The sequence below is a fragment of the Pseudomonas sp. NUPR-001 genome (assembly GCF_052147955.1).
Lineage (GTDB): Bacteria > Pseudomonadota > Gammaproteobacteria > Pseudomonadales > Pseudomonadaceae > Aquipseudomonas.
This window is the reverse complement of the sequence record NZ_CP197353.1, coordinates 5,545,478-5,566,870: the sequence shown is the minus strand read 5'-3', so window position 1 is coordinate 5,566,870 and position 21,393 is coordinate 5,545,478. Positions and strand designations below refer to the sequence as shown.

Annotated in this window: 18 protein-coding genes; 10 read left to right on the top strand and 8 right to left on the bottom strand. The window is 61.3% G+C overall.

Features of this window, described 5'->3' with window-relative positions:
- Nucleotides 1–18 precede the first annotated feature (18 nt).
- On the bottom strand, nucleotides 19–1,014 hold the full coding sequence (locus ACP6KB_RS25550) for an ArsR/SmtB family transcription factor (protein WP_442110326.1): 996 nt from the start codon (nucleotides 1,012–1,014) through the stop codon (nucleotides 19–21).
- A gap of 259 nt (nucleotides 1,015–1,273) precedes the next feature.
- Between ACP6KB_RS25550 and tkt the strand changes: the two genes are divergently transcribed.
- The 9 genes from tkt (at nucleotide 1,274) to ACP6KB_RS25505 (ending at nucleotide 10,608) form a co-directional block, all read left to right on the top strand.
- A complete protein-coding gene (tkt, locus tag ACP6KB_RS25545; RefSeq protein ID WP_442110324.1) occupies nucleotides 1,274–3,271 on the top strand; it encodes a transketolase in 1,998 nt (665 codons plus the stop codon).
- 109 nt (nucleotides 3,272–3,380) lie between these two features.
- Nucleotides 3,381–4,448 (top strand): erythrose-4-phosphate dehydrogenase, encoded by a 1,068-nt coding sequence (epd, locus tag ACP6KB_RS25540; RefSeq protein ID WP_442110322.1) that lies wholly within the window; start codon nucleotides 3,381–3,383, stop codon nucleotides 4,446–4,448.
- A gap of 12 nt (nucleotides 4,449–4,460) precedes the next feature.
- Nucleotides 4,461–5,624 carry a phosphoglycerate kinase gene (locus ACP6KB_RS25535; protein ID WP_442110320.1) on the top strand — a complete coding sequence of 388 codons (1,164 nt, stop codon included), beginning with the start codon at nucleotides 4,461–4,463 and terminating at the stop codon, nucleotides 5,622–5,624.
- On the top strand, nucleotides 5,624–5,875 hold the full coding sequence (locus ACP6KB_RS25530; RefSeq protein WP_442114381.1) for a hypothetical protein: 252 nt from the start codon (nucleotides 5,624–5,626) through the stop codon (nucleotides 5,873–5,875). Before ACP6KB_RS25535 ends, ACP6KB_RS25530 begins: the two co-directional genes overlap by 1 nt.
- 51 nt (nucleotides 5,876–5,926) lie before the next feature.
- Nucleotides 5,927–6,253 (top strand): MliC family protein, encoded by a 327-nt coding sequence (locus tag ACP6KB_RS25525; protein ID WP_442110318.1) that lies wholly within the window; start codon nucleotides 5,927–5,929, stop codon nucleotides 6,251–6,253.
- Nucleotides 6,254–6,353: 100 nt separating this feature from the next.
- Complete coding sequence (fba, locus tag ACP6KB_RS25520; protein WP_045182031.1) at nucleotides 6,354–7,418, top strand: class II fructose-bisphosphate aldolase; 1,065 nt, start codon at nucleotides 6,354–6,356, stop codon at nucleotides 7,416–7,418.
- A 216-nt stretch (nucleotides 7,419–7,634) separates the two neighbouring features.
- Nucleotides 7,635–9,755: a putative bifunctional diguanylate cyclase/phosphodiesterase gene (locus ACP6KB_RS25515; RefSeq protein WP_442110315.1), complete on the top strand. Its 2,121-nt coding sequence runs from the start codon at nucleotides 7,635–7,637 to the stop codon at nucleotides 9,753–9,755.
- Nucleotides 9,756–9,793: 38 nt separating this feature from the next.
- On the top strand, nucleotides 9,794–10,294 hold the full coding sequence (locus ACP6KB_RS25510; protein WP_442110313.1) for a M48 metallopeptidase family protein: 501 nt from the start codon (nucleotides 9,794–9,796) through the stop codon (nucleotides 10,292–10,294).
- A 17-nt stretch (nucleotides 10,295–10,311) separates the two neighbouring features.
- Nucleotides 10,312–10,608 carry a winged helix-turn-helix domain-containing protein gene (locus tag ACP6KB_RS25505; RefSeq protein WP_442110311.1) on the top strand — a complete coding sequence of 99 codons (297 nt, stop codon included), beginning with the start codon at nucleotides 10,312–10,314 and terminating at the stop codon, nucleotides 10,606–10,608.
- Between the two features lie 50 nt (nucleotides 10,609–10,658).
- Here the strand turns inward: ACP6KB_RS25505 and ACP6KB_RS25500 are convergent, their stop codons facing one another.
- The gene (locus tag ACP6KB_RS25500) at nucleotides 10,659–11,111 is read right to left on the bottom strand and encodes a GNAT family N-acetyltransferase (RefSeq protein ID WP_442110309.1); all 453 of its coding nucleotides are present in this window, start codon (nucleotides 11,109–11,111) and stop codon (nucleotides 10,659–10,661) included.
- A 239-nt stretch (nucleotides 11,112–11,350) separates the two neighbouring features.
- On the opposite strand from ACP6KB_RS25500, the gene ACP6KB_RS25495 reads away from it, so the two are divergent.
- Entirely contained in the window at nucleotides 11,351–12,088 is a 738-nt protein-coding gene (locus ACP6KB_RS25495) for a substrate-binding periplasmic protein (protein WP_442110307.1), read from the top strand.
- Here the strand turns inward: ACP6KB_RS25495 and yccS are convergent, their stop codons facing one another.
- From yccS to ACP6KB_RS25465, 6 genes are all read right to left on the bottom strand, one after another.
- On the bottom strand, nucleotides 12,089–14,269 hold the full coding sequence (gene yccS, locus ACP6KB_RS25490) for a YccS family putative transporter (protein ID WP_442110305.1): 2,181 nt from the start codon (nucleotides 14,267–14,269) through the stop codon (nucleotides 12,089–12,091). It abuts the gene before it with no gap.
- A 118-nt stretch (nucleotides 14,270–14,387) separates the two neighbouring features.
- On the bottom strand, nucleotides 14,388–15,569 hold the full coding sequence (locus ACP6KB_RS25485; protein ID WP_442114380.1) for an NAD(P)/FAD-dependent oxidoreductase: 1,182 nt from the start codon (nucleotides 15,567–15,569) through the stop codon (nucleotides 14,388–14,390).
- A gap of 99 nt (nucleotides 15,570–15,668) precedes the next feature.
- Nucleotides 15,669–17,006: an ATP-dependent RNA helicase DbpA gene (gene dbpA / locus ACP6KB_RS25480; protein ID WP_442114379.1), complete on the bottom strand. Its 1,338-nt coding sequence runs from the start codon at nucleotides 17,004–17,006 to the stop codon at nucleotides 15,669–15,671.
- Between the two features lie 105 nt (nucleotides 17,007–17,111).
- Nucleotides 17,112–18,539, bottom strand: a complete 1,428-nt coding sequence (gene mdtD, locus ACP6KB_RS25475) for a multidrug transporter subunit MdtD (RefSeq protein WP_442110303.1) — start codon at nucleotides 18,537–18,539, stop codon at nucleotides 17,112–17,114.
- 77 nt (nucleotides 18,540–18,616) lie between these two features.
- The gene (locus ACP6KB_RS25470) at nucleotides 18,617–19,948 is read right to left on the bottom strand and encodes a TldD/PmbA family protein (RefSeq protein WP_442110302.1); all 1,332 of its coding nucleotides are present in this window, start codon (nucleotides 19,946–19,948) and stop codon (nucleotides 18,617–18,619) included.
- Nucleotides 19,948–21,390, bottom strand: a complete 1,443-nt coding sequence (locus ACP6KB_RS25465) for a TldD/PmbA family protein (protein WP_442110300.1) — start codon at nucleotides 21,388–21,390, stop codon at nucleotides 19,948–19,950. The genes ACP6KB_RS25470 and ACP6KB_RS25465 overlap by 1 nt, the downstream gene beginning before the upstream one ends.
- Between the last annotated feature and the right edge of the window lie 3 nt (nucleotides 21,391–21,393).

Here is a 21,393-nt window from a genome sequence, read left to right as displayed (position 1 = left end):
TCGACGGGTTCCTAAAATTTACCGATATTGAGTGTCGCCAGCCGGCCGCTGAAAATGGCGGACCTGGATCTGGAAACCATTACGTAAGCCCACATACAGGCTGTCCCCGGGCGTCAGTCCCGCAGCGCTGGCCCAGCGGGCCAGGTCGTCCTGGTCAAAGCCCAGCCAGATATCGCCACAGGCTTCTCTGGCCCAGCTCTGGTCGTGGCTGCACAACTCTGTAACCAACAGGCTGCCGCCTGCTTTCACACGGTTGGCCAGCTGCCGCAGGGCTTCGGCCGGGGCGCTGAAATGGTGCAACACCATGTTCAGCACTACGCAGTCGGCTTCCACATCCGTTGCACTGAGTGCATCGGCCAACTGCAGGTTCACATTGACCAGGGCTTCGCGCTGACAGACCTGGCGCGCCAGCTCGAGCATGGTCGGGCTGTTGTCCAGTGCGGTGACCCGAACAAAACGCCGGGCCAGCTCGGGAAGAAACTCGCCATCGCCGGGGCCCACTTCAAGGGCACTGGCATCGGCGCTGAAACTGAGTTTGTCGAGCAGCGCCAGGAGGCTTTCGCGGTATTGCGCAAGCCCGGCGATCAGGTCTTGCTGGGCGCGAAACTTTTCTTCGACACGCAGGAAGAAGTCTTGGCTGGTGGCGGCCCGGCGCTGCTGGACCTGGCCGATGCGCTCCTGCACATCGTCGGCCAGAAACAAGCTGTCGACTTCTTCGAGCAGTGCCGTGTGTAGCTTGCCGCCCAGGCGCAAACCGTCGGGCAGGGCGCGACGATAGAAGATCGCATTGCCCTCGCGGCGGGTGGCCACCAGCCCGGCCTGGGCCAGGACTTTGAGGTGATGGCTCATGCCCGACTGGCCGATGGCGAAAATCTGCGCCAACTCCAGCACGCCGAACGAGTCGCTGGCCAGTGCCCGCAATACATTCAGGCGTAGCGGATCACCGCTGGCTTTGCACAGGGCAGCCAGGTCTTCGCTTTGCTCCGGACGGATTGCCGACAAGGGTAGGTTCATGGGGCGGCAGTCTAGACACGGCACCCGGTTGCCGCAAGAGCAATATCAAAAAGTTTTGATATTGGACGATGAGCGGGGCAAATCGTCGCAGCCGAGTCAGCTCAACCTGCGATTTGCCCGGGCTAATGCCTGATTCTGCTCTCAATCACAGGAAAATCATGCTGCATCGACCATACGTCATTGCCCCCAGGCATGTGCCTGGGCGAAAATGGCCGCCTTTTTTCGTTCCGTAATCAATTCAAGCCCCAGGAGATAAGCGATGCCCAGCCGTCGTGAGCGTGCCAACGCCATTCGTGCCCTCAGCATGGATGCCGTGCAAAAGGCCAACAGCGGCCATCCAGGTGCCCCAATGGGCATGGCGGATATCGCCGAGGTTCTTTGGCGCGACTATCTGAAGCACAACCCGAGCAACCCGAGCTTCGCTGACCGTGACCGCTTCGTGCTGTCCAACGGCCACGGCTCGATGCTGATCTATTCGCTGCTGCACCTGACTGGCTATGACGTCACCATCGACGATCTGAAAGGCTTCCGTCAGCTGCACAGCCGTACCCCGGGCCACCCGGAATTCGGCTACACCCCAGGCGTCGAGACCACCACTGGTCCGCTCGGTCAGGGCCTGGCCAACGCCGTTGGTTTCGCCATTGCCGAAAAAGTGATGGGTGCGCAGTTCAACCGTAAAGGCCACAACATCGTCGATCACCACACCTATGTGTTCCTGGGTGACGGTTGCATGATGGAAGGCATTTCCCACGAAGTCGCTTCCCTGGCCGGCACCCTGGGCCTGGGCAAGCTGATCGCGTTCTACGATGACAACGGCATCTCCATCGACGGCGAAGTCGAAGGCTGGTTCACCGATGACACACCGAAGCGCTTCGAATCCTACAACTGGCAGGTGATCCGCAATGTCGACGGCCATGACGCCGACGAGATTCGCACCGCCATCGAAACCGCACGCAAGAGCGAGCAGCCAACCCTGATCTGCTGCAAGACCATCATTGGTTTTGGTTCGCCGAACAAACAGGGCAAGGAAGACTGCCACGGTGCTCCGCTGGGTAACGACGAAATCGCCCTGGCCCGCAAAGAGCTGAACTGGAACCACGGTCCGTTCGAAATCCCGGCTGAGATCTACGCCGAGTGGGACGCCAAGGAAGCCGGTAAAGCCGTTGAAGCCGAGTGGGACAAACGCTTCGCCGCCTACGCTGCAGCCTTCCCTGAGCTGGCCAGCGAGCTCAAGCGCCGCCTGAGCGGCGAGCTGCCAGCTGACTTCTCCGAGAAAGCATCGGCCTACATCGCTGAAGTTGCGGCCAAAGGCGAAACCATCGCCAGCCGTAAAGCCAGCCAGAACACCCTCAACGCTTTTGGCCCACTGCTGCCTGAGTTCCTCGGCGGTTCGGCTGACCTGGCCGGTTCCAACCTGACCCTGTGGAAAGGTTGCAAGGGCGTCAGCGCTGAAGACGCCAGCGGCAACTACATGTACTACGGCGTGCGCGAGTTCGGCATGACCGCCATCATGAACGGCGTTGCCCTGCACGGCGGCCTGGTACCTTACGGCGCCACCTTCCTGATGTTCATGGAATACGCCCGCAACGCTGTGCGCATGTCGGCACTGATGAAGCAGCGCGTTATCCACGTCTACACCCACGACTCCATCGGTCTGGGCGAAGACGGCCCGACCCACCAGCCGATCGAGCAACTGACCAGCCTGCGCAGCACGCCGAACCTGGACACCTGGCGTCCAGCCGACGCCGTTGAGTCGGCGGTGTCGTGGAAGCACGCTCTGGAGCGCAAAGACGGCCCGTCGGCGCTGATCTTCTCGCGTCAGAACCTGCAGCACCAAACCCGTGATGCTGGCCAGATCGAAGCCATCAGCCGTGGCGGCTATGTGCTGAAAGACTGCGCAGGCGAGCCTGAGCTGATCCTGATTGCCACCGGTTCCGAAGTCGGCCTGGCCGTTCAGGCCTTCGACAAGCTGACCGAGCAAGGCCGCAAGGCGCGCGTCGTTTCGATGCCGTGCACCAGCGTGTTCGACGCCCAGGACGCTGCCTACAAGCAGTCGGTGCTGCCGGTTCAGGTCGGTGCACGTATTGCTATCGAAGCGGCCCATGCCGACTTCTGGTACAAGTACGTCGGCCTCGAAGGCCGTGTGATCGGTATGACCACCTACGGCGAGTCGGCCCCTGCGGCCGCCTTGTTCGAAGAGTTCGGCTTCACCCTGGAAAACATCCTGGGTACTGCTGAAGAGTTGCTGGAAGACTGATCAACAGTGTTGGATTCATCGCGGGGCAAGCCCGCTCCCACAGGTATCCCCTGTAGGAGCGGGCTTGCCCCGCGATTCGCAGATAACGCTTCTGTTCCGTGAGCATCCCATGCCCCAACCGCGTCCCTACAAAGTTGCACTCAACGGCTACGGCCGTATCGGTCGTTGTGTTTTACGCGCACTCTTTGAACGGGGGGCGAAGGCGGGCTTCGAGATTGTCGCACTGAACGACCTGGCCGATCAGGCCAGTATCGAATACCTGACACGCTTCGACTCCACCCACGGGCGTTTCCCCGGTGAGGTGAAGGTCGATGGCGACTGTCTGCATATTAATGGTGACTGCGTGAAAGTCTTGCGCAGTGCCACCCCGGAAGGTATCGACTGGGCGGCGCTCGGCGTCGACCTGGTGCTGGAGTGTTCCGGCGCCTACAACACCCGTGCCGATGCCCAGCGTTTTCTCGACGCCGGTGCACCACGCGTACTGTTCTCCCAGCCGATGGCCAGTGAATCGGATGTCGATGCCACGATTGTCTACGGCATCAACCAGGATTGCCTGGATGGCAGCGAGCAGTTGGTCTCCAACGCCTCCTGCACCACCAACTGCGGTGTACCGCTGCTGCGTGTGCTGGACCAGGCGTTCGGCCTTGAGTATGTGTCGATCACCACGATCCACTCGGCCATGAACGATCAGCCGGTCATCGATGCCTACCACCATGAAGACCTGCGCCGTACCCGTTCGGCGTTCCAGTCGGTGATCCCGGTGTCCACCGGGCTGGCGCGTGGTATCGAGCGCTTGCTGCCGGAACTTGCCGGGCGAATTCAGGCCAAAGCCGTACGCGTGCCGACGGTCAATGTGTCGTGCCTGGACATCACCCTGCAAACCGCCCGCGATACCAGCGCGGCGGAGGTCAATCAGGTGCTGCGTGAAGCCGCCCTGAGTGGGCCGCTCAAGGGCTTGCTGGCCTACACTGAACTGCCGCACGCCAGTTGTGATTTTAACCATGACCCTCATTCGGCGATTGTCGATGCCAGTCAGACCCGCGTTTCCGGCCCCCGGCTGGTCAACCTGCTGGCCTGGTTCGATAACGAATGGGGGTTTGCCAACCGTATGCTCGACGTTGCCGAACACTATCTGCACGTCGTCAATCAAACCCGCTCTACTTGTAAACAGCCCTGAAGGACTGCATTCATGACCGTGTTGAAGATGACCGACCTCGACCTGCAAGGTAAGCGCGTGCTGATCCGCGAAGACCTCAACGTTCCTGTGAAGGACGGTGTGGTTGCCAGCGATGCGCGCATCCTTGCTTCGCTGCCGACCATCAAGCTGGCGCTGGAAAAAGGCGCGGCCGTGATGGTCTGCTCGCACCTGGGCCGCCCGACCGAAGGCGAATTCTCTGCCGAGAACAGCCTCAAGCCAGTTGCCGATTACCTGAGCAAGGCCCTGGGCCGCGAAGTGCCGCTGGTTGCCGATTACCTGGACGGTGTCGAAGTCAAAGCCGGCGATATCGTGCTGTTCGAGAACGTACGCTTCAACAAAGGCGAGAAGAAGAACGCTGACGAACTGGCGCAGAAATACGCTGCCCTGTGCGACGTGTTTGTCATGGACGCCTTCGGTACCGCTCACCGCGCCGAGGGTTCGACCCACGGCGTGGCCAAATTCGCCAAGGTCGCTGCTGCAGGCCCGTTGCTGGCCGCTGAACTCGACGCTTTGGGCAAGGCCCTCAAGGCCCCGGCCAAGCCGATGGCTGCCATCGTCGCCGGCTCCAAGGTCTCGACCAAGCTGGACGTGCTCAACAGCCTGAGCCAGGTCTGCGACCTGCTGATCGTTGGCGGCGGTATTGCCAACACCTTCCTGGCTGCTGCTGGTCACCCGGTCGGTAAATCGCTGTACGAGCCAGACCTGATCGACACTGCCAAAGCCATCGCTGCCAAGGTCAATGTGCCGCTGCCAGTGGACGTGGTCGTGGCCAAGGAATTCGCTGAATCCGCTGCCGCCACCGTCAAGCTGATCGCTGAAGTTGCCGAAGACGACATGATCCTCGACATCGGCCCGCAAACCGCAGCCAACTTCGCCGAGCTGCTGAAGTCGTCGCAGACCATTCTGTGGAACGGCCCGGTTGGTGTGTTCGAGTTCGATCAGTTCGGTAACGGCACCAAGGTACTGGCCCAGGCCATTGCCGACAGCGCCGCGTTCTCCATCGCCGGTGGTGGCGATACCCTGGCGGCCATCGATAAATATGGCGTTGCCGAGCAAATCTCCTACATTTCTACCGGTGGCGGTGCGTTCCTCGAGTTCGTCGAAGGCAAAGTGCTGCCTGCCGTAGAAGTACTGGAACAACGGGCCAAGGCCTGATTCGCTCAGCGCCTGGCAAAGGGAGTGACCTGATGGTCAAGCGATTGTCTGTGTTTGTCCTGGTCGCACTGCTGGGCGCATGCTCCAGCACCCCGGAGCCGCAGACTGATAAGCCTGGTGCGCCGAAAGGCGGCTGCTATCAGTCTGAATGGCAGGCGGAAACCGTGCCGGTGATCAACAAGCGACTCGGCCCGGATGGCCTGGAAAAATACGACGACGAACACCAGCGCCGGGCGCCGGGTTGCCCTTGATCGGTTGATGGCAACCTACCGGCCAGTTTGTGGTCTGCTAGAGGATATTGCATGAAAGGAGTCATGGCCTTGATGGCCCTGGCAGTACTGGGCGGATGCGCAAGCCTGACGCCCTCGGCGCCAGTGTCGGACACCTGGACCCGTTGGGTGTGTGACAGTCAGGCCGAAGTGCTTTGGCGCTTTGCCGATAGCAGCCAGCAGCAGATGGACGTGCGTCTGGGCGGCGGTGATCAGGTTTACCGGCTCAAGGCTGAACCTAGCGCTTCCGGCAGTCTGTACAGCGATGGTGTGCTGGCGTTTCACAGCAAAGGTGACGAAGGCCTGGTGTACTGGGCTGCCACCGACGATTTGATAGGGCGGGGCTGCAAGGCGCCGTGACTGGCCGGGCCGTGTAATGGCGGCCCACACTACTTGAATAGCAGCCGCCACTGCGGCAGGCTTGCACGAAAAACGACGCTTGTCGGGAGAGAGATACACAATGGCACTCATTAGCATGCGCCAGATGCTGGACCACGCCGCCGAGTTCGGTTACGGCGTTCCGGCTTTCAACGTTAACAACCTCGAGCAGATGCGCGCCATCATGGAAGCTGCCGACAAGACCGACTCCCCGGTGATTGTCCAGGCTTCGGCCGGTGCCCGCAAATACGCCGGTGCGCCGTTCCTGCGCCACCTGATCCTGGCAGCGATCGAAGAATTCCCGCACATCCCGGTGTGCATGCACCAGGACCACGGCACCAGCCCTGACGTGTGCCAGCGTTCGATCCAGCTGGGCTTCAGCTCGGTGATGATGGACGGCTCCCTCGGTGAAGACGGCAAGACCCCGACCGACTACGAGTACAACGTCCGTGTGACTCAGCAGACCGTGGCCATGGCCCACGCCTGTGGCGTTTCGGTTGAAGGTGAGCTGGGCTGCCTGGGTTCGTTGGAAACCGGTATGGCCGGTGAAGAAGACGGCATCGGCGCTGAAGGCATCCTGGATCACAGCCAGATGCTGACCGACCCGGAAGAAGCTGCTGACTTCGTCAAGAAGACTCAGGTTGACGCCCTGGCAATCGCCATCGGTACCAGCCACGGTGCTTACAAATTCACCAAGCCGCCTACCGGCGACGTACTGGCGATCGACCGTATCAAGGAAATCCACAAGCGCATCCCTAACACCCACCTGGTGATGCACGGTTCTTCCTCGGTTCCGCAAGAGTGGCTGGCGATCATCAACCAGTACGGCGGCGACATCAAAGAAACCTACGGTGTGCCGGTTGAAGAAATCGTCGAAGGCATCAAGTACGGCGTACGCAAGGTCAACATCGACACCGACCTGCGCCTGGCCTCGACCGGTGCCATGCGCCGCCTGATGGCCCAGAACCCGAGCGAGTTCGACCCACGCAAGTTCTTCGGTGCCACAGTCACCGCCATGCGTGACGTCTGCATCGCCCGTTACGAAGCGTTCGGCACTGCCGGCAATGCCTCCAAGATCAAGCCGATCTCCCTGGAAGGCATGTTCCAGCGTTACCTCAAAGGTGAGCTGGCCGCCAAGGTCAACTAAGACCCGCGTCAAGAAAACCCGCAGCGATGCGGGTTTTTTTTCGCCTTTCGCGCCACGGCTATGGATAAATTGGCCTCGATGGACAGTCCGTTAGTCGGCTTGCGGAACTTTCCTTGGGTGATGGCAATCTGATCACTTCAGAATTTTTACAGCCAGGTCTAGAGTTAATTTCGGATTTCAACCGAAGTTCGATGTCAGTTTCACAAGAGAAGCAGCATGGATTGCGCTCAACCTCACATAAACGAAGGCCGCTCGGTATTACTGGTCGTCGATGATTACCCTGAGAATCTGATCAGCATGCGCGCCCTGCTGGCCCGACAGGACTGGCAAGTACTGACCGCAAGCTCCGGAACCGAAGCCCTGAGCGCGTTACTGGAGCACGACGTCGATCTGGTCCTGCTGGATGTGCAGATGCCAGGCATGGATGGCTTTGAAGTGGCCCGGCTGATGCGTGGCAGCCAGCGCACACGGCTCACACCGATTATTTTCCTGACCGCCAACGAACAGTCTCAAGATGCTGTGCTCAAAGGCTATGCCAGTGGTGCGGTGGATTACCTGTTCAAACCGTTTGACCCACAGATCCTCAAGCCCAAGGTTCAGGCCCTGCTGGAGCAGCAGCGTAGCCGTCGTGCCTTGCAGCGCCTGAGCAATGACCTGGAAGCTGCCCGCGCGTTCAATGCCTCGGTGCTTGAGAACGCCGCCGAAGGCATTCTGGTGGTTGCCGAAGACGGGGTGATCCGCTTCGCCAACCCGGCGATCTCCAGGTTGCTCGATGCGCCTTTCGAGCTCTTGCAGGGAATGAACCTGCTGGACTTCATCCAGTCACCCGGCGCGGCATCCTGGCGAGAGTCGGCGTTCCACGAAGCTTACCTGTCGCGCGATACCTTCCGCATTCACGATGCGGTATTACGCACCCTGGGTGGGCACCCGATTCCGGTAGCGCTGTCGTGCGCGCCGCTGCCCAGCGAGCAGCGTGCATTGGTGGTTACGGTGCTGGACATGTCTGTGGTGCGCAGCCTGCACCAACAGCTTGAATACCAGGCCATCACCGACCCACTGACCGGCCTGCTCAACCGCCGTGGTTTCTACCAGGCAGCCGAAAGTGCATTGCTGCGTAACGAGCGTGCAGACCGGCCCCACGCGTTGCTGTTCCTGGACCTGGATGGCTTCAAACGTATCAACGACTCATTGGGGCATGAAGCCGGTGACCGGGTGCTCCACTGGGTGGCTGAGCAGCTCAAGGACTGTTTGGGGCACTGCGCGATTCTTGCGCGCATCGGGGGCGATGAGTTCACCGCGCTGCTCGATTCGCTCGAATACCCCGAGCAGGCCGCTCGATGCGCGGAAATGTTGATTGAGCGCATGTCGATCTATCAGGAGATCGGCGGGCTGGAAGTGACGTTGGGCGTCAGCATCGGTATCGCTACGTATCCCGAGAGCGGCACCAGCCTGGACGGATTACTACGGGCTGCGGATGCGGCAATGTATGCCGCCAAGCAGTCGGGCCGCCAGCAATACCGGTATTACGACCAGGACCTCAACGGTCGCGCGCGGTCGCGGCTGATGCTCGAAGACAGCATGCGTGAGGCGATTGAGCACAAGGATTTCTGCCTGGTCTACCAGCCGCAAGTGAGCCTGGCAGACGGCCGCCTGCGCGGCTTTGAAGCGCTGTTGCGCTGGCGTCATCCCAGTGTCGGCGATGTGCCGCCAGGGCTGTTCATTCCCTTGCTTGAAGAGGCGCGCCTGATCACACGTCTGGCCAGCTGGATTTACCAGCAAGGCGCTGCGCAGCGCCGGGCCTGGTATGAGTCCTACGATGCGGATCTGGTCTTGAGTATCAGCCTGAGCCAGGCGCAGTTCAGTATGCCCAACCTGGTTGAAGAACTGGCGCGGGTGATTTTCTGCCAGGAACTGCAGCCTGCCCAGTTGGAAGTCGAAATTACCGAAGCCTCGCTGCGCTACAACCTGGACGATGCGGTCAAACAGTTGCACCGGTTGCACGAGCTTGGTGTGCGCATCGCGCTGGATGACTTTGGCGTGGGCGAGTGCTCGCTGAGCATGATCCGCGACCTGCCCATCGACACCCTGAAGCTGGATCGACATCTGCTCGCGCGAATACCGGCATCCACTGCAGATGCGGCAATGGTGAGTTGTGTGATCGATCTTTGCCGGGCCTATCAGATCAGCGTGATCGCCGAAGGGGTTGAAACCCACGAGCAAGTGCAATGGCTGCGGGCCAATGGTTGTGAGTACGTGCAAGGCTTTCTATTGGCACACCCGATGACCGCCAGCGATGCCGGCGAGTTTCCGCGCTTTTTTGACTGGCATCAGGTGTAGTTGGGTAAACTGCGTTTTTACTCGCTCGCTTGCTGACCATGACGCCGCTCAAGTACTTACAAGCTTATCCGCCTGCCCTGCAAGAGCAGGTACGCCAGTTGATTGCCAGCAATCGCCTGGGCGACTACCTGCAGCAGCGTTACCCGGAGCGTCATGCAGTGCAAAGTGACAAGGCGCTGTACAGCTATGCCCAGGGCCTCAAGCAGGAATACCTGCGCAACGCGCCGAACCTCGACAAAGTACTGTTCGATAACCGCCTCGACCTGACCCATCGTGCGCTAGGCCTGCACACTGCGGTGTCACGGGTGCAGGGCGGCAAGTTGAAGGCGAAGAAAGAAATCCGCATTGCCTCGTTGTTCAAGGAAGCCGCGCCGCAGTTTTTGAAAATGATCGTTGTGCATGAGTTGGCGCACTTGAAAGAAAGCGATCACAACAAGGCCTTTTACCAACTCTGTGAACACATGCAGCCGGGCTACCATCAATTGGAGTTCGACTTGCGTGTCTACCTCACTTACCGCGAGCTGCCTGGTATAGGGTGAGCTGCGAGGACCTGCCAATGGATGTGAGCAAGACCAAGACCAGCTTCTACCGCCGTCTCTATGTTGCCTGGCTGATCGACAGCCAGACCGCCACAACCGTGCCAGCCCTGATGGAAGCCACCGGCATGCCGCGGCGCACCGCCCAGGACACCATTGCAGCGCTGGCCGACCTGGACATCGTCTGTGAGTTCGAGCAGCAGGCGGGCGCACGCAATCATGCCGGGCATTATCGGATTCGCGATTGGGGGGCGATCGACAAACAGTGGATCATTCAGCACCTGCGCAGTATTCGTGAGGTGCTTGGGTATCCTTGAAGGCCTGATCGCGGGGCAAGCCCGCTCCCACTTGCCCCGCGAAGAGGCCCTCAGCCGCGACGCATCCCGATATGTGGAATGCCGTCCTCGACGAACTCCTCACCCGCCACCACAAAGCCATATCGCCCGTAATAGTCCTGCAGATGCGATTGTGCCGAGAGGTAAACCGGCACCCCCGGCCAGTGTTTCTCGGCCTGCTCCAGCGCGTTCTCCATCAGCGCGTGCCCCAGCCCCTGTCCTCGTGCCGACGGCATGATCACCACCCGGCCAATCACCACATCACCCCCTTGGGACTCCGGATCGAGCAGGCGCAGATAACCTTGCAGTTGGTCGTCCTGCCAGGCCATCAGGTGGCAGGTGTCACCGGCCAGATCCTGGCCATCGACGTCCTGATAGGCGCACTTTTGCTCCACAACGAAGACTTCGGTGCGCAGCTGCAGAATGGCATAGAGTTGTTCTTTGCCAAGGTCGCTGTGATGTTTGCAGATCCAGTCAATACTCATGGGGCTTCTCAAGCAGTTAATGGCCTTGATCATGGCAGATACCAGGGGCCAGGACGAGGATGAAATTGCCACAAGTCAACACAAAATGTGATGTCATTCAAAATAGAGGCCATTTGACATCATTGGTTCTGACTTCAGGCTTCTTATTTGTGTAACCTGCGTAACCGAGCAGGCAGCAATAGCGCTCGAACAGTTGATATCAACGACATGTAATGGCGTGTGTACTAAAGGATTTGAGCATGGCCGCACTGCTTCGAGCCTTGGTTTTGTTGGGATTGCTGTTGGCGTACAACACCGCCCACGCGGAAAAACTGCGCCTGGTCGCCGACAGCTGGCCACCGTTTACCGACGCCAGCATGCCGGGTGGCGGCTTGGCCACGGTGATTGTCACCACCGCCTTGCAGCGCGCCGGTTTCACCAGCGAGTTCGAGCAGGCGCCTTGGGCGCGGGCCTTGCTGGGGGTTGAGGAAGGGCGCTACGACGTATTGATCAATGCCTGGTTCAACGAAAGCCGTACCCATATTGGCGCGTTTTCGAGCGCTTACATGACCAATCGTATCCGCCTGCTCAAGCGCAAGGGTGATCCGCTCAGGTTCAAGGCATTGAGCGATTTGTATCCCTATCCTATTGCCGTTGTCAGGGACTATGCCTATTCGCCTGCGTTCGATGCAGATGTGCGCTTGCAGAAAATACCGGTGCGCAATTTTTCCGTTGCGGTACGCATGCTGGCGGCCGGGCGGGTGGGGCTAACCCTTGAAGACGAGTACGTTGCGCGGTACTTCCTGCAACGCGAGACGCGTTCGGTCCGCGACAGTATCGAGGTCGTCGAAAAACCGCTGGGCGAAAACACCCTGCACATTTTGGTGAGCCTCAAGACCCCCGAGCATCAAAAGGTAGTCGCGGGCTTTAATCAGGCGATCAGCGAAATGAAAGCCGATGGCAGCTATGAGCGCTTGCTCAAGCACTACGGCTTCTGATCAGGTCGGGGTGTCTTTGATCAAATGGGCGGCCAGGGTGCGCAATGGGCCCAACTGCCGGCAGATCAGGGCCAGTTGGGTTTGCACCAGACGCTGGTTCTCCTCAAGCTCTTCGGGCATCTGCTCAAGCTCGGTGGCCAGGGCTTCTTCCGCATCGCTGTGAATCGCCACCGGCAATTTGCTCGCCAGGCCTTCAGCAATCTCATCCAGGCTGTTGGCCAGGCTGGCGCCAGCACCGTCAATCAACTGCTCTTGAACATCGGCAGGCAGGGTGGTTTCCCGGTGCGCGCCCAGCCCTGACAGGTAACTGAGCAAGGTGTGCGAGAGCACCAGGAAACGAAAACCGACATCGGCTTCCTTACGAAAATGCCCGGGCTCCATGAGCATGTTGGCCAGCGTCGTCGACAGCGCCGCATCAGCGTTGTGCGCGTTGCGCCGGGCCAGGCGGTAGGCGAGGTCGTCACGCTTGCCCTGGGCGTACTGTTGCATGATCTGGCGCAGGTAGATGCTGTTGCAGCTCAGGGTGTTGGCCAGCACCTTGTTCAGGCGTCGTCCCTGCCAGTCTGGAAGGAACAGGAACACCGCGAGAATCGCGATCAGGCTGCCAACCAGGGTATCGAACAGGCGCGGCAGGAACAGCCCGTAGCCGTCGCCGACCTGGTTGAAGCAGAACAGCACCATCAGGGTGATCGCCGCAGTGGCCAGGGTGTAGCGGGTGGTGCGGTTGACGAAGAACACCACGCCGGCGGCCACTGCAAACAGCGACTGAATGATCGGGCTCGGAAACAGGTCGAACAGTGCCCAGCCCACTGTCAGGCCAATGCCAGTGCCGATGATCCGTTGCACCAGCTTGCGCCGAGTCGCACCGTAGTTGGGCTGGCAGACAAACAGGGTGGTCAGAATGATCCAGTAGCCCTGGGTGGGGTGGATCAGGTGCACCATGCCATAACCGATCGACAAGGCCAGCGGCAGGCGCAGTGCGTGGCGGAACAGCAGTGAGGTCGGGGTCAGTTGCTGGCGCAGGCGGCTCCAGACATCAGCCAGGCTGTGGGGCGAGCGGTCGAGCAGGCTGCTGTCGCTGGCGTCGGCCAGATTGTCGGGGTTGCTGGCATCGCTCAGCAGACGGTCGAGGGTGGCCAGGTTGGCGGCCAGGGCACGCAGGGAGCGCAGCAGCCCGCGCCAGGCCGGGTTGCTCTGGATGCGCAGGTGTTCAAGCGAGGCGTTCAGGTCTTCCAGGGCCTGGGCGGTTCCAGCGTCGTAGGTGAACGGCTGGCGCAACTGGATCGACTCGGACAATTGCTGGCACGCTACCCCTTGCTGGCGCAGCAGGCGCTGGCAGCGAAACAGCACGTCACTGTGGAAGAAGGCTTCGGCCAGGGCGTTGTAGGGGTAGTGGGACGAGCTGGCGCGCTCGTGGATGTCCTGAGCGAGAAAGTACAGCTTCAGGTAACGGCTGACTTTCGAGCCTGGCCGACCATTGCCGACCCGGTGCAGGATGATTTCCTTGGCCGCATTCAGCGCCGCCACCACACGACCGTTTTGCTGCGCCAGTTCCAGGCGTCGGGCTTCCACATCCAGCTGGCGGATCGGTTCGAACAGTGTGGCCTTGAGCTTCAGGTAACGCCCCAACTCGCGGAACAGCCGCGCCAGGCTCTGCTGCACCGGCTGGTTGGAAAACAGCGCCTGCCATAGTACCGAGAGCAGCCCATACCAGGCCGCACCGGCCACCAGCAGCAGGGGTTCGTGCCAGAAATCGCTGACTTCACCACCGCGCTGGTCGACTCCAATCATGGTGTAGACCGACAGAATCAGGGTCGCCGAGGCGATGGCGCCGTAGCGTTCACCCAGGGCGCCGAGCATGGTCAGGGCAAAGCTTGCCAGGGCCAGGGCACAGACGAACACCAGCGGGTAGGGGAACAACAATTCCACTGACAACGCAGCAACGGTAAAGCACACCAGGGTAACGGCCAGGGCGTTCAGGCGCCCTTGCCAGCTGTCGTCGGTCTCGGCCAGGGCGCTGGCGATAATGCCGAGGAACAGCGGGATCAGCAGGCTCATCTCATCCAGGTACCAGCACAGCACCATGCTGCCGGTCAGGGCGATGAGTACGCGGATGGCATAGCTGAATTTGTCCAGGGCCCAGAGGCGACGCAATGATTGGCTGAGCGAGGGGGATGACATGTCAGGTAGGCAGGCCTTGGGCGATGATCGAAATTGAGCCATTCAGATGGCAAGCGTGTTACCGCTAGCCTCTGAACAGCAAAATTTGTTCCTTGATGCGCTGATTCTACCGCGAAGGTTAGACGAACTGCGCGGCCGCGTAAGCCGATGCCCAGGCCCACTGGAAGTTGAAGCCGCCCAGGTGACCGCTGACGTCGAGTACTTCGCCGATGAAGTACAGGCCAGGGCTTTTCAGCGACTCCATGGTTTTCGACGACACCTCGCGGGTATCGACGCCACCGAGGGTTACCTCAGCCGTGCGGTAGCCTTCAGTACCGGCTGGCACCACCTGCCAGGCGCCGAGCTTGTCACTGACCTGCGCCAGCTCTGCCGGGGTGTACTGCTTCATCGGCTTGGAGACGAACCAGTGCTCGCTGAGCAGGTTGGCCATCTTTTTGGTGAAGACTTCGGCGAGCAAGGTCTTCAGTTCGCTGTTAGGGCGCTCGGCTTGTTGCTGTTGCAGCCAGGTCAGGGCGTCGTGGTCGGGGAGCAGGTTGATTTCGACGGTGTCGCCCGCTTCCCAGAACGATGAGATCTGCAAGATCGCCGGGCCACTCAGGCCACGATGAGTGAACAACAGGTTCTCGCGGAAACTGGTGCCGTTGCAGCTGGCGATGCAATCCACCGAGCTGCCCGACAACTCGGTGCAGATGCCCTTGAGCACCGGCTCGGTGATGGTGAACGGCACCAGTGCGGCACGCGTCGGCAACAGGTTGTGACCGAACTGGCGAGCCACCTGATAGCCAAAACCGGTGGCGCCCAGGGTCGGGATCGACAGGCCGCCGGTGGCGATCACCAGCGATTGGCACTGCAGTTGCCCGGCGCTGGTTTCCAGCAGGTAACCGCTGTCGATTTTCTCGATCTGCTCGATGCGGGTGTCCATGCGCAGTTCGGCACCGGCCTGGGCACATTCGCGCAGGAGCATGTCGAGGATGTCGCTGGACTTGTTATCGCAGAACAGTTGGCCGAGCTTCTTCTCGTGGTACGGCACGGCGTGCTTGCCGACCATTTCGATGAAGTCCCACTGGGTGTAGCGGGCCAGGGCCGACTTGCAGAAATGCGGGTTCTGCGAGAGGAAGTTGGCCGGTTCCGTGTACATGTTGGTGAAGTTGCAGCGGCCACCCCCGGACATCAGGATCTTCTTGCCCGGTTTGTTGGCGTGGTCGAGCAGCAGCACCTGACGGCCGCGACCGGCGGCGGTCAGGGCACACATCAGGCCTGCGGCGCCTGCGCCAATGATGATCACTTCGGTGGAGCGCACTGCAAAATCCTCTGGTACGGTGGGGAAGTCATCGCGGGGCAAGCCCGCTCCCACAAGGGCTGTGGGAGAGGGCTTGCCCCGCGAAAAGTTTCAAACAACTCAGACGATGCGGACCCGCAACGAACGGCCTTTGATCTTGCCGCTGTTGAGTCGTTGCAGGGCCTGCTTGGCCACCGTGCGCTCTACCGCGACAAACGCCTGGAAGTCGAAAATCGCGATTTTGCCCACTTGGGTGCCCGGCAACCCAGCGTCACCGGTCAGGGCGCCGAGGATATCGCCCGGGCGCAGTTTGTCTTTGCGTCCGGCGGCAATGCACAGGGTGCTCATGGTCGGCAGCAGCGGCGCGCCGTTCTGGGCCTTGAGGCTGTCCAGCTGTTCCCAGCGCAGCGCCGACTTCTGCAAGTCTTCGATGGCCTGGGCACGATGCCCTTCGGCAGGGGCCACCAGGCTCACCGCCAGGCCTTTCTCACCGGCACGGCCGGTACGGCCGACGCGGTGCACATGGATTTCGGCATCGCGGGCCAGTTCGACGTTGATGACCATTTCCAGGGCATCGATGTCCAGGCCGCGGGCGGCAACGTCAGTGGCTACCAGCACCGAAAGGCTGCGGTTGGCGAACAGGGTCAGCACCTGGTCACGGTCGCGCTGTTCCAGGTCGCCATGCAGGGCCTGGGCGGAAATGCCCTTGGCTTGCAGGTGTTCGACCAGCTCCTGGCACTGCTGCTTGGTGAAGCAGAAGGCTACGCAGGATTGCGGGCGGAAGTGCCCGAGCACTTTGGTGACCGCTTCCAGGCGCTGTTCCGGAGCGATTTCATAGAAGCGTTGTTCGATCTGGGTATCGGCGTGCAGGGCTTCGACCTTGACGGTTTGCGGGTCGCGCATGAACGACGAAGCCAGTTGCTTGATCCCAGCGGGATAGGTCGCCGAGAACAGCAGCGTCTGACGGCGGCTCGGGGTTTGCCCGATGATGTCGGCGATGGCGTCGTAGAAGCCCATGTCGAGCATGCGGTCGGCTTCGTCGAGAATCAGCTTGTTGAGGCCGTCGAGCACCAGGGTGCCTTTGCTCAAGTGCTGCTGCACCCGGCCTGGGGTACCGACAATGATGTGCGCGCCGTGCTCAAGCGAAGCGATCTGTGGGCCCAGGGACACGCCGCCGCACAAGGTCAGAATCTTGATGTTGTCTTCGGCGCGGGCCAGGCGGCGCAGCTCTTTGGCCACCTGATCGGCCAGCTCGCGGGTCGGGCACAGCACCAGGGCCTGGCAACCGAAGTAACGCGGGTTGATCGAGTTGAGCAGGCCAATGCCGAACGCAGCGGTTTTGCCGCTACCGGTCTTGGCCTGGGCGATCAGGTCCAGGCCCTTGAGGATTACCGGCAGGCTTTGTGCCTGGATCGGGGTCATCTGGGCGTAGCCGAGGGCTTCCAGGTTGGCCAGCATGGCGGCGGACAGCGGCAAAGTGGCGAAGGCGGTGGCAATGGTGGTCACGAGACGGGCCTGCAAAACAAAATGTCGCGCAGTGTACCAGTCTCGACGCCAATAGCCCTAAGCCTCGATCTCCGGTTCCGGACGACGGGCACGCCTTCCGTCTGTCCTCGACAGTTGCATGAAGATCGCCGCCGCCAGCATGGCCATCAAGCCAATGGTCAGGAAGGTCAGCTGGAAGGCCCCCAACGTGCTTTCTACGCCTTCAGCACTGCCTGCGGCGCTGAAGCCGCCGAGCAGGGCGCCGGCACAGGCGACGCCCAGGCTCAGCGACAGTTGCGCCACCACCGACAACAGGCTGTTGCCACTGCTGGCGCTGGCATCGTCGAGGTCGATCAGCGTCACGGTGTTCATCGCGGTGAACTGCATGGAGTTCACCGCGCCGAGCAGGGCCAGTTGGAACAACAGCAGGGCATAGGGCGTTTGCTCGTCCACCAGGCCCAGGCTCGCCAGCAACAGGCCGAGCAACAGCGTGTTGCCGGTAAGGATGGTGCGGTAGCCGAAGCGCTCGATCAGTGGCCGGGCAATGGATTTGGCCACCATCGCCGCGGCGGCCAGCGGAATCATGCTCATGCCGGCCTGAGCAGGTGAGTAGCCCAAGGCAACTTGCAGCAGCAACGGCACCAGAAACGGCAGGGCGCCGCTGCCCAGACGGGCGAACAGGTTGCCAAGGATGCCAACGGAAAAGGTTCGGGTGCGGAACAGGCTGGGAGAAAACAGCGGATTGTCGATGCTGCCTGCGCGTAACCAGTAGGCGGCCAGGCAGGCCATGCCGGCAAACAACAGCAGCATCACCCGCAGGTGCGGCAGATGCAGTTCACCCAGGCCTTCCATGGCAATGGTGATCAGCACCATCGCCGCGCCGAACAGCACAAAGCCCACCGTATCGAAGCGTGTGCGTTCACTGCCGCGCAGGTCGGGGATGAAGCGCCAGACGGCATAGCAACCGACCACGCCCACCGGCAGGTTAAGTAGGAAGATCCAGTGCCAGCTGAGGATCTCCACCAGCCAGCCACCCATGGTCGGGCCTAGCAACGGGCCGAGCAGGCCGGGAATGGTGATGAAGCTCATGATCCGCACCAGCTCCGAGCGCGGGTAGGCGCGAAGTACCACCAAGCGCCCGACCGGCAACATCAAGGCGCCGCCCAAGCCCTGGACTACCCGTGCGGCGACCAGCATGCTGAGGCTTTCGGACAGGGCGCAGAGCAGGGAACCGAGGCTGAACAGCAAGATCGCGCCGAAAAAGATCCGCTTGGTGCCGAAGCGATCGGCAATCCAGCCTGAGGCGGGAATCAGCAGGGCCACGGTGAGCATGTAGGCGATGATCACCGATTGCATGCGCAGCGGGTCTTCCGCCAGGTCACGGGCCATGGCCGGCAGGGCGGTGTTGAGGATGGTGCCATCCAGCGATTGCATGAAGAAAGCGATGGCCACGACCCAAGGGATCCAGCGGGCGGTTATGGGGTCCAGCGGGGTGCGCTCGGGCATGGCCTTTAATCCTTCAAGGACCTATCGCGGGGCAAGCCCGCTCCGGTGGGAGCGGGCTTGCCCCGCGATCAGGTGTATCACAACGTCAGGGTCAGGCGTTTAACCAAAGCCCCCGGCAAATGGCTGGAGCTGGTCTGACGCTGTCCGTAAGTGCTGGTCGACAGAATCAGCTCGCGCTCGCGTGTCAGTGCCTCAAGCTGGGAACCCAGCAAACTGTAGACGCTGTCATCAAAACGCATGGTGCTCACCGGCGCCTGAATCTGCCCGTCCTCGACCCAGAAGGTGGCGAAACGGGTCAACCCGGTCATGCGTGCGGCAGGCAGGTCGGAGAAGTTCAGGTACCACAGGTTGCTGATGTACAGACCGGTGCCGAGACGGCTGAGGATGTCGCTGTGCTCCAGCTCGCCCGCAGCCATGCTCAAGGCGCAGGGCGTTTCATGGCTGTCGGCACCGTTGGCCGCCAGTTCAAATTCGGCGGCACTGCGCGCACAGATCAGCCGGTCCAGCCCCTGGCCTTGCTCGATCAGGCGCAGGTCGCTGCGCGGTGAGCCTTCATCGGAAAACGCCGGGCTCAGCGAGCCGCTGACCTGCTCGGCAATGCTGACCTGCTGACTCAGGCGGGCATCACCGGCGTACAGGCGTTGCAGCGGGCTGTTCTTGGTCGCCAGTGACTGGGCAGAGAAGCCGCCCCAGCACAGCATGCCCATGATTTCGTCCATGGCGGCCGGTGCCAGGTAGGCGCGGTATTCGCCGGGTGTCAGTTGCTTGAGCGGGCGACCGAGGTATTCCAGCTGCTCGCGTGCCAGACGCAGGCGCTCGGCGAAGGCTTCGCTGTCCCAGTACTGCCCGGCATAGTTGGCTTTGACTGCCTGGCCGTTGGGGTGGAACAGGCTCCAGTCGAAGTTGAAGCTGTTGGCCTGGTGCCAGCCAAAGGCCCCGAACGAACTGGCAAAGCCGCGGCAGATCGGGCCAGCAGCGTAGATGCCAACCAAATCCAGTTCGCCGGCACCTTGCTCGATCTGCGTCAGTACCTGCTCGATTTCCGGCAGCGCTTGATCCTGCACGCTGTGGCTTTGCCAAGCGCTGTCATTGAGTTGCAGGTAAGGGTCGGCCTCAAGCAGCGGCAGGGTTTGCCGCAGTTGTTCGATAGCTTCGGCCAGGCGCTGCTGGTCGACGTCGGGGTCATTGCTCAAGGTGAACTGCAGTTCGCCCTGGCGGCCGTCGTTCACCAGTTTGAGGATGCAACTGGCCTGCAGCACGTCACCGGCCTGGCGGACTTTGGCGTGGTTGAAGCGGATGAAGTGCGAGTGTTCGGCGCTGTAGCTCAGGGTGAAGTGTTCGGCGGCGTTGACCTGCTCCTGCAGGCTGCTCACCAGGCGCTGGAAACTGTGCAGTGGGGTGGCAGCCATCAGGCGTCTCCTCCGAATACGTCGATCTGGCTGAATACACAGGCGGGCGAGGCGTGCCCGACCCGGACCACCTGGTTCGGTTCGCCCTTGCCGCAATTGGGTGTGCCCAGGACCTGGAATGTGCTGGCGTCACCCACGGCACTGAGGTTGCCCCAGAACTGCGCGGAAATACCTCGGTAGTTGGGGTTCTTGACCACGTGCTTGAGCTCGCCGTTTTCGATCAACTGGCCCCATTCACAACCGAACTGGAACTTGTTGCGGGCGTCATCGATAGACCAGGAACGGTTGGTACGCATCAGGATGCCGTGCTCGATATTGCCGATTAGCTGATCAAGGCGTTGGTCACCCGGCTCGATGTTGAGGTTGGCCATGCGGTCAATCGGCGCACGGTTCCAGCTGCACGCACGGCTGTTGGCTACACCGTCCAGGCCCGAGCGGAACTGCGACAGCGCTCCACCCAGTGGCCGTACCAGCAGGCCGTCGCGGATCAAGAACTGCTTGTTGGCGGCTGTGCCGTCGTCGTCATGGCTGTAGCTGGCCAGTTCTTCGCCAATGCTCGGGTCGAAGGTCACATTGAGCAGCTTCGAGCCGTATTGCAGGGTGCCGAAGTCGCTGGCTTTGACGAAACTGGTGCCGGCGTAATTGCGTTCGTCACCGAGGATCCGGTCCATCTCCAGCGGGTGGCCGATGGACTCGTGGATCTGCAGCATCATCTGGTCCGGCATCAGTAACAGGTCGCGCACACCGCTCGGGGTGTTGGGCGCCAGCAGCAGCTGCAGGGCCTGATCGGCAACCTTGGCCCCGGCGCCCACCAGGCCGCAGCGCTCAATCACATCCATGCCGCCTTGCTGGCCGAAGTTTTCCCGGCCCAGGGTGCGGCTCTGGCTGTCCAGGCCATCGAAGGCGGTGGCGCTGAACCCCGGGTAGACAAAGCGCTGCGCCTGACGCAACTCGGCGCCAGCGGTGTTCAGGTAGATCTGTTCGACGTTGCTGATGCCAAGGCTTGCCTGCCAGTTCACCAGGCGGCTGTCGGCGGGCACGCTGCCCGACTCACGGGCAAGCAGGTCGTAGCAGTCAGCAAGTGACGGGAAGCGTTGCTCAAGGTTGGGTGAGCAATAGTCGGTGCGTTCAGTGGCCACTGGTTGCTCACGCAGATCCAGCAGCGTGCGCGTGAAAATCTGAGCGGCGAGGTGCTCTGCCTGCTCCAGGGCGCGTTGCAAACCCGATTGCGAAAGGTCAGCGGTGGCAGCATAGGCCTCTACGCCGTTGAGCCTGACGGTCAGCATGGCCCCTTCGTCGCGGGAGATAAACGGCGGTTCGGCAACGTTTTTGCGCACCGACAGTTGTTGCTGGGACTGCTGCACATAGCGCAGGGAAAAAAACTCGGCACCGCTGCGCAACGCGGCAAAGCGTTGGCGCAGCACTGCAGTCATCTCGAACATGCA